Annotated in this window: 9 protein-coding genes and 1 pseudogene; 6 read left to right on the forward strand and 4 right to left on the reverse strand. The window is 69.7% G+C overall.

The window, feature by feature from the left end:
- A pseudogene (locus PKH97_RS09570) lies at positions 1-397 on the reverse strand (hypothetical protein); the annotation flags it as partial.
- 58 nt (positions 398-455) lie between these two features.
- Here PKH97_RS09570 and purU point away from each other — a divergent pair.
- Positions 456-1,313, forward strand: a complete 858-nt coding sequence (purU, locus tag PKH97_RS09575) for a formyltetrahydrofolate deformylase (RefSeq protein WP_324387179.1) — start codon at positions 456-458, stop codon at positions 1,311-1,313.
- Between the two features lie 129 nt (positions 1,314-1,442).
- Positions 1,443-2,033: a hypothetical protein gene (locus tag PKH97_RS09580; RefSeq protein ID WP_324387180.1), complete on the forward strand. Its 591-nt coding sequence runs from the start codon at positions 1,443-1,445 to the stop codon at positions 2,031-2,033.
- A 55-nt stretch (positions 2,034-2,088) separates the two neighbouring features.
- Here PKH97_RS09580 and PKH97_RS09585 read toward each other — a convergent pair whose 3' ends face one another.
- The 3 genes from PKH97_RS09585 to PKH97_RS09595 all read right to left on the reverse strand — a co-directional run bounded on the left by PKH97_RS09585 (position 2,089) and on the right by PKH97_RS09595 (position 5,675).
- The gene (locus PKH97_RS09585; protein WP_324387181.1) at positions 2,089-3,270 is read right to left on the reverse strand and encodes an acetate kinase; all 1,182 of its coding nucleotides are present in this window, start codon (positions 3,268-3,270) and stop codon (positions 2,089-2,091) included.
- Entirely contained in the window at positions 3,267-5,333 is a 2,067-nt protein-coding gene (gene pta / locus PKH97_RS09590; protein ID WP_324387182.1) for a phosphate acetyltransferase, read from the reverse strand. The genes PKH97_RS09585 and pta overlap by 4 nt, the downstream gene beginning before the upstream one ends.
- Positions 5,334-5,426: 93 nt before the next feature.
- The gene (locus PKH97_RS09595) at positions 5,427-5,675 is read right to left on the reverse strand and encodes a hypothetical protein (protein ID WP_324387183.1); all 249 of its coding nucleotides are present in this window, start codon (positions 5,673-5,675) and stop codon (positions 5,427-5,429) included.
- A gap of 70 nt (positions 5,676-5,745) precedes the next feature.
- Between PKH97_RS09595 and PKH97_RS09600 the strand changes: the two genes are divergently transcribed.
- From PKH97_RS09600 to PKH97_RS09615, 4 genes are all read left to right on the forward strand, one after another.
- On the forward strand, positions 5,746-6,669 hold the full coding sequence (locus PKH97_RS09600) for a LysR family transcriptional regulator (protein WP_324387184.1): 924 nt from the start codon (positions 5,746-5,748) through the stop codon (positions 6,667-6,669).
- A 218-nt stretch (positions 6,670-6,887) separates the two neighbouring features.
- Complete coding sequence (locus PKH97_RS09605) at positions 6,888-7,667, forward strand: ParA family protein (RefSeq protein WP_324387185.1); 780 nt, start codon at positions 6,888-6,890, stop codon at positions 7,665-7,667.
- Between the two features lie 34 nt (positions 7,668-7,701).
- Positions 7,702-8,760: an NAD(P)-dependent alcohol dehydrogenase gene (locus tag PKH97_RS09610; protein ID WP_324387186.1), complete on the forward strand. Its 1,059-nt coding sequence runs from the start codon at positions 7,702-7,704 to the stop codon at positions 8,758-8,760.
- A 268-nt stretch (positions 8,761-9,028) separates the two neighbouring features.
- A complete protein-coding gene (locus PKH97_RS09615; protein WP_324387187.1) occupies positions 9,029-9,712 on the forward strand; it encodes a histidine kinase in 684 nt (227 codons plus the stop codon).
- Positions 9,713-9,796: the final 84 nt, after the last annotated feature.

The raw sequence follows: 9,796 nt of genomic DNA on the forward strand, positions 1-9,796 counted from the left end.
CCGGCCGCCCCCGGTGCGAGGGCGCCGGGGGCGGAGGTGGGGCGGCCGGATCGACCGGCTCAGGGTGCAACCGCAGATAGCCGCGCACCGCCAGGTCGATCAGCGTGGCGCTGACGTCGACGACATCCGCGCGGCCGTCGATGACCGTGCCGACCAGGCCGGGCGTCATACCGTCCGGTGGGGTGAACCGGACGGCGACCGGTCCTGACCACTCCGATCGCCCACCCCCGACGCGCGTGCGGGTGACCTGCTGCCCCAGGGCCGGCAACTCGCCGGGCGTGACCCCGGCGAATACGGCGTCGCGGCGCCGCCGGCGGAACCACACGACGGCGGGCAGCACGATCAGGACCGGCACGAGGGCGGCCACCATCAGCGCGATACGTTCGTCTGCCGGCATACCGGGCAAGCCTAGGGCGTGCGGCCGGCGGCCGCGTCGTTGACTAGCATGCGCACCCGTGAGCGGTAACTACGTCCTGACCCTGTCCTGCCCCGACCGACCCGGCATCGTCGCCGCGGTCGCGACCACGCTCGCCAATGTCGGGGGGAACATTTTGGAGAGCCAACAGTTCGACGACCAGCGCACCGGACGCTTCTTCATGCGGGTGCTCTTCGCGGGCGTCGACGGCCGCGTGCTCGACGAGCACGACCTGCACGGGGCCATCGGCGCGATCGGGGTGCCCTTCGCGATGGACTGGGCCCTGCGTCCGGCAGCTGCGCCCTATCGCACCATCGTCATGGTCTCGAAGTTCGGCCACTGCCTCAACGACATCCTCTTCCGGTGGCGAACCGGCGGGATCAATATGGACATCGCGGCGATCGTCTCCAACCACCGCGACCTGGAGCCGCTGGCGCGTTCGTATGCCGTTCCCTTCCACCACATTCCCGTCACCGCGGCCACGAAGGCGGATGCGGAGGCACAACTCTCCGCCCTGGTCGACGACCTCGGCGTCGACCTGGTCGTCCTCGCCCGCTACATGCAGATCCTCTCCGACGACCTGAGTGCGGCGATGTCGGGACGGATCATCAACATCCACCACTCCTTCCTGCCCTCCTTCAAGGGCGCCAAGCCCTACCACCAGGCGTTCGCCCGCGGCGTCAAACTCGTCGGCGCGACGGCGCATTTCGTCACCGCCGACCTCGACGAAGGACCGATCATCGAGCAGGATGCGATCCGCGTGGATCACCGGATGCTGCCCCAGGACCTGGTCCGGGCCGGTGAGGAGTGTGAGGAGCGCGTGCTGGCCCGCGCGCTGCGGTGGTATTGCGAGTCGCGGGTGATGATCGCCGGTGACCGCACCGTCGTCTTCAGTTGATCGCGCCGGCGCCAAGTCTTAGCCCACGCGAGGCGCGCTGACAGCGTCCCGACAGGGAGTGTGCCGAAAGTTGTTGCTACACAGGCCGGGCGGATGAGCCGACCGGCGAGACCCCAAGGAGCAACATCCATGGCCCTTTCCAAGTTCGGTGCGGCGGCTGCCGCTCTCGCAGCCGCCGGCGTCGTCGTCGGTGGCGGTGCCGCCCTCGCCAACGCGGCCGACAACTCCTCCTCCTCGACCTCCTCCAGCTCCGCCGCTGCCGACTCCAATGGCGCGTCCAGTGGGGCCGCTGCCGCCAACCAGGGTCAGGCCCCGCAGGGTCAGGCCCCGCAGGGTCAGGGTGGTCCCGGCATGAACGACGCGTCCCAGGACACGGCGGTCACCGGCACCGAGGCCGACAAGGTCATCGCAGCCGTCAAGGCCAAGGACGCCACGGTCACCATCGACACCGTCCGCAAGGACCCCGACGGCTCGTACGACGCACTCGGTACCAAGGACGGCTCGCCGGTCTTCTTCGACGTGAGCGCCGACCTCGCCACTATCACCCAGAACACCGGCGGTCCGGGCGCCATGGGCGGTCACGGCGGCGGGATGGGTGGCCCGCGTGGCGGCATGGACGGTCAAGCCCCCGGCGCGGCTCAGGGTGGCACGCAGAGCGGCGCCCAAGGCAACGCGCCGACGTCTGCTCCGACCCTGCCCAGCACGGCCGGCACCAACTGATCCAGCGCCCGAGCACGCCTAGGCTTCCTCGGCGTGCTCGGGCGGGCGCGCGGCGCTACTGCTGCAGGAGGCTTCGGCACTCGCGAGCGATCTGGAGTTCCTCCTTCGTGGGGATGACGTATGCCGCGACCCTACTGGCCGACGTGGTCACCAGCGTCTCGCCCTCGGCCGCCGCATTCGCGTCCGCGTCGATCTCGACACCGAAGACGGTCAGGCGCCCCAGGACCGCCGCGCGCAACCGGGGCGAGTGCTCGCCGATCCCGCCCGTAAAGGCGATGGCATCAAGGCGGCCCATGGCCGCGGCATACGCGCCGATGTATTTGACGAGGCGGTGCACCACGACATCGATCGCTGCTGCGGCATCCGCATCGCCGGCCTGGGCCCGGTCCGAGATCGTGCGGTAATCGTTCGCTCCCGCAAGGCCTTTCAATCCGCTCTGCTTGTTCAAGGCGTCGTCCAACTCGGCGACGCCGAGGCCGGCCGTGCGCGCCATATGGAACGGGATCGCCGGGTCCAGATCCCCGCAACGCGTTCCCATCACCAGGCCCTCGAGTGGCGTCATGCCCATCGAGGTGTCGATGCTCTCGCCGTCGAGCACCGCGCAGGCGCTGCACCCATTGCCCAGGTGCAGCACCACGATCGCTAGCTCGGAGCGACCCATGCTCGCCGAAACACGCCTCGAGACATACTCGTGGGACGTCCCGTGGAAGCCGTAGCGGCGCACGCTGTGCTCATCGCGCCAGGTCTGCGGCACGGCATACGTGAACGCCGCGGGCGCCAGGGTCCGGTGGAAGGCGGTGTCAAAGACGGCGACATGCGGCACATCGGGGAAGCGGGCCAGCGCCGCCCGGATGCCGGCGATATTTGCCGGATTGTGCAGGGGCGCAAGGGGAGTCAGCTCTTCAAGAGCGTGGAGCACGTGCTCGTCGATGCGCGTGGCCTCGCGAAATTTGGTGCCGCCGTGGACAACGCGATGACCGACGGCGAAGAGCGGTTCCGCGCCGAGATCCGGACCGTAGGTCGCGAAGGCTTCGCCCAGGGCCACGAATGCTGCGGCCGGGTCGGCGATCGGCGCCGACCAGCGCTGCGTGCTCTCGCCTGCTGTATGCCGTAGCTCGCCCGTCCCTTCCCCGATCCGCTCGATCAGGCCCGAGGCCGCGACGAGTCCCGAATCGGCATCCAGGAGTTGGTATTTCACCGATGACGAGCCGGCGTTGATCACCAGAACACGCTTCACTGCGACGCTCCTGCCTGGATCGCGGTGATGGCGATCGTGTTGACGATGTCACGGACGAGGGCACCACGGGAGAGGTCGTTGACGGGTCGGCGCAGGCCCTGCAATACCGGTCCGATGGCCACGGCGCCCGCCGACCGTTGCACGGCCTTGTAGGTGTTGTTGCCGGTGTTCAGGTCGGGGAAGACGAAAACCGTGGCGGCCCCGGCCACCGGCGATCCCTTGAGCTTCGTCGCGGCGACCGCGGGGTCAACGGCCGCGTCATACTGGATCGGTCCCTCGACGAGCAGATGCGGGGCCCGCGCGCGCACCAGTTCCGTTGCGGCCCTGACCTTTTCGACATCGGCTCCGGTGCCGCTGCTGCCGGTCGAATAGGACAGCATGGCCACCCGCGGGTCGACGCCGAACTGCGCCGCCGTCAAGGCTGAGGAGATGGCGATGTCGGCGAGTTGCTCGGCCGTCGGCTCGGGATTGACCGCGCAGTCGCCATAGACCAGCACCCGGTCGGCCAGGCACATCAAGAAGACACTGCTGACGACCGAGACGTCGGGCACGGTCTTGATGACTTCGAGCGCGGGCCGGATGGTATGCGCCGTGGTGTGGGCCGCGCCCGACACCATGCCGTCGGCCTCGCCGAGGAGAACCATCATGGTCCCGAAATAGGAAACGTCGGTGACGATATCGCGCGCCATGTCGACGGTCACGCCCTTCTGCCCACGCAAGCGCGCGTATTCGATCGAATAGCGCTCGACGTGCTCGGGGTCCTCGGTCGAGAGCAGCCGCGCGCCCTCCAGGTCGAGCCCGAGCACTCCGGCGCGTTCGCGCACGGCTGCCGGATCGCCGAGGATCGTCAGGCGTGCGGCTCCGCGATGCAGGATGCGGTCGGCTGCGTCGAGGATGCGGTCGTCATTGCCCTCCGGAAGCACGATGTGGGCGTTCGCGGCGCGGGCCCGCGTGATCAGTTGCTGCTCGAACATCAGCGGGGTGACGGCCCCGGGCGTGGTTGCACCGAGGTGGGTCAGCAGCGCTTCGGAGTCGATGTGCTGAGTGAAAAGTCGTTCTGCCGCTTCGAGTTTGCGCGGGGAGCCGGGATCGAGATAGCCGCGAACGCCGACCAGGGTCGAGGTGGTCGCCATCGTTCCGCCCGCGCAACCGATGACCGGCAGTTGCGAGCTCAGGCCGTCGATCAGCCGCTGGACCTGCGGTGAGAGCGAAAACCCGCCGTTGAGGAAGAGCGCGGCCGGGGTGGGGAAGGTGTTGGCCTCGTGAGCCAGGAGCACGCCGAGGACGACGTCCTCACGGTCGCCGGGAACGACCACGGCGCCGCCGGCGACGAGCCGGTCGAGCACGTGCGGCATGGTCATCGCGGCGACGACGAGCCCCTGGCAGGTCTCATCGAGACGGGTGGGGTCGCCATACAGCAAGGTGCCGTCGACGGCGGCGAGGAGTTGCCGCACGGTCGGCGCCCGCAGGAAGGGGGAGTCGGGGACGGCGAAGGCGGGGATGCCCGCTCCGGCGGCGGCCACGGCGGCGAGTGCTGAGTCCGGGTCGGCGGTCACCCGATTGGCGACGACGGCGAGCACGTGGGCGTGGTGCGCCCGCGCGTCGGTGATCGCGACCCGAGCCGCCGTCGCGATGTCCTCGGGTTCACGGTCGGCGCCGGAGACCACCAGGAGCATGGGGGCTTCGAGGTTCGCGGCCAGTTCCGCGTTGACGCTGAACTCGGTCGGGGAGGGGACGTCGGAGAAGTCGGAGCCGACGACCACCATCGCATCGCGGCCCGCCGCGGCCGCGTGGAAGCGCGCGACGATCTCCTCCATCGCGGCGCTCTGTTCGGCGTGTATGGCGTCATAGGTAACGCCCAGCGCGAGGTGCGGATCCATCGGTTCGGACAGGCTCGCGGCAAGCAGCGTCAGGACCGGGTCGGGCTCGTCGGTGTTGCTGACGATCGGGCGGAAGACGCCGACGCGGCCGGCTTGGCGGGTCAGCGCCGATACCACGCCGAGAGCGATCGCGGACTTGCCGGCGGCGGCTTCGGTGGCGGCCACATAGACGCGCGTTGACATGCCCGCAAGCCTAGGGCGCCCGGCCTCGCGGCAGACGAAAAGGCCCGGTCCGCGCTCGAGGCGACGGCCGGGCCGGGGTGGTTGCGCGCAGCGTCAGGCGGCGATCGGGGCGCGCAGGTGGGCGCGGTTGCTGTGGGTGCTGCTCAAGTTGTGCGTGAGGATGTCGCGCACCAGGTCGGCGTCGTCGCTGTCCTGGCCCTCGACGCTCGCCAGGAGGTCTTCGATCTCGACCGGTGAGGTGTAGACGGACAGGGCGTCCTGGAGTTCGCGGACGTGGGCGCGGGCGGCCTTGCGTTCGTTGTGGGTGGCAATCAGGTCGTGCCAGCGGGTCTTCGTGCTCATGCGTCAAGTGTCCGCGTCGGGCAACGATGCGTCCAATAGCTGCACAGCATGCCATTTATGCCGTAACGTCATGGGAGTGGAGACCGAGGCGCTGCGCTGGTTCCAGCTCGTTGCCGACGGACTGACGGTCACCGAGGTCGCCGAGACCTATGCCGTCAGTCAGCCAGGCGTCTCTCGTGCGCTTGCGCGACTGGAGGAGGAAGTCGGCACGCCGCTGTTGCGCCGCTCCGGCCGGGTGCTGCGCCTGACTCAGGCCGGGGCGACCTTCAAACGCCATGTGGACGCCTTTGTCAACAATCTCGACGACGGCCTGGCCGCGGTCGAACAACTGCTGGATCCCGGCAGCGGGCTGGTCACGCTCGGCTTCCCGCTCAGCCTCGGGACGTGGTTTGTCCCCGGGCTGATTCGCGACTTCGGGCGGATTCGGCCCCAGGTGCGCTTCGCCCTGCAGCGGACGGCGGTCGGCGAGCCCGGGGCCCCCTCGCGCCTCCTGCTCACCCGCGAGGTCGAGTTGGAGCTGACCACCGCGCGCATTTCCCATCCCGATATCGAGTGGCGACGGGTTGCCGTCGAGCCGCTGCTGCTGTGCGTGCCGCTCGATCACCCGCTCGCGGACGCCGATGCGGTCGAACTCGCCGCGGTCGCTGCCGAGCCCTTCATCATGCGCCGCCGGCCCTCGGGGATGCGTGAGCAGGTAGTCGACCTGTGCAATGTGGCCGGTTTCTCGCCGGTGGTCGCCTATGAAGTGGACGACCTGCCCACGGTGCGCGGCTTCGTCGGGGCCGGCCTGGGAGTGGCCGTGGTCCCGGCCCTCGGGCGCGATGTCCCGGTCGTGCTCGGGCCGGTCCGCTTCCTCCCGCTGCTGGATCCGGGGGCCCAGCGCGACATCGGCCTGGCGTGCCTGACCGAGCGTCGCCTGCTGCCCGCGGCCGACTCCTTCCGCCGCTTCGTGGTCGGGGGCGGGGCGAACCTAACCTCTGCTAGCAGCGTTTAGGTGTCGTCCAGCAGGGTCTACCCTGCTGGAGGAGCCCGAACCTGTGCTAGCAGAGGTTTGGCACGCCGGACGTATGCAGCGGATCACGCCCGCAACCACCTCGCCGAGGCGTGTCCTTCCCCGCCAGGGACCGATCGGCCCCGCAGACTGGAACCCGAAACCCGCCACCCGACGGCCGGCGGCCTCGAATGGCCCGGCCACCGAAAGGGCCCAGCCTCGTGCCACCACGCAAGCGCGCCAGCGCCACGATCATCGCCCTCGCGAACCAGAAGGGCGGTGTCGCCAAGACCACCTCGGTCGCCTCGCTCGGTGCCGCCTTCGCCGAGCTCGGCAAGCGCGTCCTCCTCGTCGACCTCGACCCGCAGGCCTGCCTGACGTTCAGCCTGGGCATCGACCCCGAATCCGTCGAGGCGTCCATCCACGACGTCCTCATCGGCGCTCGTGCGCTGAACGAGGTCGTCGTGAGCGCCGTCGACGGCGTCGACCTGGTGCCGAGTTCGATCGAACTCGCGGGCACCGAAGCCGTCTTGCTGGGCCGTCCCGGCCGGGAATACGTCTTGCAGGAGGCGCTCGCGAAGGCGGCCACGGCATACGACTTGATCCTGCTGGACTGCTCACCGAGCCTGGGCGTGCTCACCCTGAACGCGCTGACGGCCGCGCGCGGCCTGATCATCCCGATGCCCTGCGAGATGCTCGGCCATCGCGGCGTCGGCCAGCTTCTGGACACCGTCCGGGATGTCAAACGCATCCTCAACAAGAAGCTGACCGTCATCGGCGTGCTGCCGACCATGTTCGACTCGCGCAGCGCCCACCAACAGGATGTCCTCGCCGATGTCGGAGAGCGCTACGGGCTGACCGTGCTCAGCCCGCCGATCCCGCGCACGGTCCGTTTCGCCGAGGCCCCGGCCGTGGGCCGTTCGATCCTCGCCACCGCCCGCTCCAGCAAGGGCGCCCAGGCCTACCGCGCGGTCGCTCAGGACGTTCTGGCCCGACTCTGAGGTGGCCGCGCGGGTGCGGGGCTAGTCTGCCCGTATGCCGTCCACCACTCCTGCCCTTTCCCTCCCGTCCGCCGGTGCGCCCTTCGAGGCCATCGCTCTCGAGCGTCGCGACCTGCGCGACGACGACATCCTCATCGACATCGCCTATGCCGGCATCTGCCACTCCGATATTCACACCGGACGCGATGAGTGGGGTGCCGCGCACTACCCGCTGACGCCCGGCCACGAGATCGCCGGCACCGTCGCCGCCGTCGGCTCCGCGGTGACCCGCCACCAGGTCGGCGACCGGGTCGGCGTCGGCTGCCTGGTCGACAGTTGCGGGGAATGCGAGTCCTGCAAGGACGCGCAGGAGATGTTCTGCACCAAGCCCGCGGTCGGCACCTACAACGCCCAGGGCTATGACGGCGAGTGGACTGCCGGTGGCTACGCCCGTCAGGTCGTCGTCTCCGAACGCTTCGTCGTGCGGATCCCCGAGGCACTCGGGCTCGATGAGGCCGCGCCCCTCCTCTGCGCGGGCATCACCACCTACTCACCGCTGAAGCGGTGGGGCGCCGGGCCGGGCCGCACGGTCGCCGTCGTCGGCGTCGGGGGGCTCGGGCACATGGGTGTCAAGATCGCCGCGGCCATGGGGGCCGAGGTGACCTCGATGTCGCGCAGCGACGCCAAGAAGGACGAGGCGGCCGCGATGGGAGCAACGCACCACATCGCCACCGGCGATGCCGCGGCGATGAAGGCGGCGCGCCGCTCCTTCGACCTGATCCTGAACACGGTGAGCGCGGACCTGGCGATGGACGACTACCTCAGGCTGCTGAAGCCGAATGGGGTGTTGTGCAATGTCGGCCTGCCCGTCGAGCCGCTCTCGGTCACCCCGTTCGGCCTGATCGGCGGCAACAAGGTGCTGACCGGGAGCAATATCGGTGGGATTGCCGAGACCCAGGAGATGCTCGACTTCTGCGCCGAGCACGCTCTGGGCGCGACCATCGAGACGATCGATGCCTCCGACCCGGGTGCCGTCGACGCGGCCTGGGACCGCGTCGTCGCCGGCGATGTGCGCTACCGCTGCGTCATCGACACCGCGACCATCCCCGGCTGACCGGCACGACGACTTCCGGACGGGCCGAGGCAACCGGCACCGTACGCCCCCCTGCGGCATACGGCGCCGGGCCTCGGCCCCCTCAGGCCGCGACCAGACGCTCCCGACCGCTTGCTGGTATGCCGTGTGCTCGGCGTGCGTCATCGTCATACCGGTGAGCTTGCTCGTCTCGGCGCGTGGGCGTCCCGCCGACGTCACGCCTTTCGCCGGTCGGTCACGGTTCGCCGGGGCAGACCCATGACCGGGGTCACGTGCCTGACTGGCGCCGGTGACCAAGCGTGTGGTTGTGCGGAGGGGTCGTGACGGCAGGCCGGCCCCGGTTTCGGGGCCCAGCGAGCACGTCGACCTCGCGATCGACCATCCCCTCGGGCGGCGGATCATCCTGGCGTTGACCGCCATCCTCTTTCTGGCGACCCTGGCCAGCTTGCTCAAGGGCCGTGGCGCTACAGGTCGAGGATCCGGCGGTCGAACGGCCTTGGGTGACGGCGGCCTGCGTGGGGTGGCCAGCGCCTTCGGCTTCGTCATGCTCCTGCTCGGCGGTGCCCTGCTCGGGCTGATGGGGCGCTTCCGGGATGCCATGATCGCCAGTGCGGTCGTGCTCGCCGCGATCGCTCTGCTCAACCTGCGTCTGCACGAATCGGCGCGGATCATCGCCGGGTCCACCCTCTTGCTGGTGCTCCACATGCTCCTCATCACCGGGAGCGGTGCCCTCCTGCACGAGCTGCAAGGAGCCCGGATGGTCGCCCTGACGCGGGGCAGGCGCTTGGCTGCGGCGAACGCCGAGGTGCTGGCAGCGATGAGCATCGAGCGCGATCTGGTCCTGGCTCAAGAACGCGCTCGCTCGGCGCGGGAATTGCACGACGGACTCGGGCATCGGCTGACGCTGACAGCGATGTCGTTGCAGTTCGCCCTGAAGACCAAGGACAAGGACGCCGGCCAGGCTTGGGCCTAGGTGGACAACGCGTCCGACACGACGGCCGCCGCGCGCGAGGTCATCCGGGGCTGGGCGCGCGCCGCTGGCGCATCGGCGGACGCC

Source organism: Nostocoides sp., assembly GCF_035343835.1.
GTDB classification, from domain to species: domain Bacteria; phylum Actinomycetota; class Actinomycetes; order Actinomycetales; family Dermatophilaceae; genus Nostocoides_A; species Nostocoides_A vanveenii.

Bases quoted from the DNA above. Each gene is read 5' to 3' on its own strand.
- PKH97_RS09595 (WP_324387183.1), bottom strand. From the start codon at position 5,675: ATGAGCACGAAGACCCGCTGGCACGACCTGATTGCCACCCACAACGAA.
- PKH97_RS09580 (WP_324387180.1), top strand. From the start codon at position 1,443: ATGGCCCTTTCCAAGTTCGGTGCGGCGGCTGCCGCTCTCGCAGCCGCC.
- PKH97_RS09600 (WP_324387184.1), top strand. From the start codon at position 5,746: ATGGGAGTGGAGACCGAGGCGCTGCGCTGGTTCCAGCTCGTTGCCGAC.
- pta (WP_324387182.1), bottom strand. From the start codon at position 5,333: ATGTCAACGCGCGTCTATGTGGCCGCCACCGAAGCCGCCGCCGGCAAG.
- PKH97_RS09610 (WP_324387186.1), top strand. From the start codon at position 7,702: ATGCCGTCCACCACTCCTGCCCTTTCCCTCCCGTCCGCCGGTGCGCCC.